Here is a 2022-nt window from a genome sequence, read left to right on the forward strand (position 1 = left end):
CCTTCCCACGATAGGTGCTTCCGTGACCAGCTCCGAAGACCACGGCTCGCGGCACGCGGCTGTCAGGGAGGTAATTGGGAAAGCCGAGAAAGGAAGCGGTCATTTTCCGGATGCTTTCATTGTTATACGCCGCGGGTCGGCGGCAGCCAGGGGCCGGGTAGTTGCTTCAGCCCGGAGTTTTGCGACAATTCCCGTCTCGCGCAACACAGTGGGGCTACAGCGATGAAAAGCGTTCTGATGCTGGCGGTTTGTACTTTGCTCCTTGCCACCTTGTCGCTGGCAACGGCCGGGGAGAAATTACGGGCTTCGGACAAGGCAGCGCTTATCGCACGCGCGATGCGCGGCGGAAGCGTCCGCCGAAACCGTCAACACCGATCGCCAGAGCAGCATCATGGTCAGCTGCGCGCTCGACGCGACGGCCCGGCAGGCGCTGATCCTCGATGACGAGTTGTCGGATCTGCAGTGATAGGGCTGCGAGGAAGGGCGGTCGGGCTGAGATTGCGGCACGGCGCCATCCGAACATAAGTCGCATAAGATAGATTATGGAACTTGCGTATTACTCACTCCGAGAATTGCCGCGGCTCGCCATTGGCGCCATTGGCGACAAACTCTGTGGACTGGCTGCGTGCGCCGCCTCGCGAATTCGAGCTACCAGCCAAACGCAGGAATGACGGGCTGCGATACTGGCTGAGAGTCGCCGCTATCGCTCTGACTCGTAAGGAATTTCAACCACCATGCCATCATAGGCCGGCGCCACGTGCTCCGGCGTCTCGGCCATCACCACGGCGTAGTCCAGCGGCACGTGCATATGCGTCAGCACGGCCTTGTTCGGAGCCAGTTTCTCGATCCAGCCCAGAGCCTGGCCGAGCGACAGATGGCTGGGATGGGTGTTGTATTGCAGCGCGTCGAGCACCAGGATGTCGAGGCCCAGCAACCGCTCGGCGGTGGCGACCGGGAAATCGCTGATATCCGGGCAGTAGGCAAGCCCGCCGATGCGGAAGCCCAGCGAAATGATATCGCCATGGATCTGCGGCAGCGGCTCAAAGGCGAGGGCGCCCCCCTCGCCTTCGATCACCACCGGTCTCGCGTGATCGATGATATGAGCCTTGACGATCGGCGGATAGGAGCTGCCGGGCGGCGTCTCGAAGCAATAGCCGAAGGCCTGGCGCAGCCGCTCCATCGTCGGTTCGTCGGCGTGGATGTCGATCCTGTGCCGCTGGTCGTGCACAAAGCCGCGCAGATCGTCGATGCCATGGATATGGTCGGCATGCGGATGGGTATAGACGACGGCGTCGATACGCCGGACCGAAGCCATCAGCATCTGCTGGCGGAAATCCGGTCCGGTGTCGATGACGACCGTGGTGCGCGCGCCATTGGCGGCAATCCGCTCGACCAGGGCCGCCGTGCGCATGCGCCGGTTCTTCGGATTCGCGGGATCGCAATTGCCCCAATCGCCGGTGATGCGGGGCGTGCCGGGCGATGAGCCGCAGCCAAGGACGGTGAAGCGCAGCCGGTCGCTCATGTCCGCGCCATGTCCGGACGCGGCATCTTGGTGAACAGCCTGAAGAAATTGCCGGTGGTGATATCGGCGATCTCGGTTTCGCTGACACCGATGGTCTCGGCAAGAACCTTCGCCGTGTTCGTGACATAGGCCGGTTCGTTGCGTTTTCCCCGATGCGGGATCGGCGCGAGGTAGGGCGCGTCGGTCTCGACCAGGAGCCGGTCACGCGGAACATCAGCCGCGATAGCGCGCAACTCGGGGGAATTCTTGAAGGTCAGGATGCCGGAGAAGGAGACATAGCCGCCCAGCGCCACGCCGACTTCGGCCAGCCTGCGTCCAGACGAAAAACAGTGCAGAATGAAGGGGAAGGCGCCCTTCCCTGTCTCGTCCTCGAGGATCGACGCCATGTCGTCGTCGGCATTGCGCGCATGGATGACCAGCGGCAGGCCGGTCCGGCGCGCAGCGGCGATATGGGTGCGAAAACCTTGCGCCTGCGCATCGCGCGGCGCCTTGTCATAGTG

Annotated in this window: 2 protein-coding genes and 1 pseudogene; all 3 read right to left on the bottom strand. The window is 63.1% G+C overall.

Going from position 1 to position 2022, the window contains the following annotated elements:
• Positions 1 to 103: pseudogene (locus tag EOA27_RS42600) on the bottom strand (agmatinase); the annotation flags it as partial.
• Between the two features lie 597 nt (positions 104 to 700).
• Entirely contained in the window at positions 701 to 1522 is an 822-nt protein-coding gene (locus EOA27_RS33790; protein WP_126082745.1) for an MBL fold metallo-hydrolase, read from the bottom strand.
• On the bottom strand, positions 1519 to 2022 hold a 504-nt coding region (locus EOA27_RS33795), incomplete at its 5' end, for a TatD family hydrolase (protein ID WP_145970733.1). The genes EOA27_RS33790 and EOA27_RS33795, both read right to left, overlap by 4 nt.

This window comes from Mesorhizobium sp. M2A.F.Ca.ET.037.01.1.1, assembly GCF_003998075.1.
Classification (GTDB): Bacteria; Pseudomonadota; Alphaproteobacteria; order Rhizobiales; family Rhizobiaceae; genus Mesorhizobium.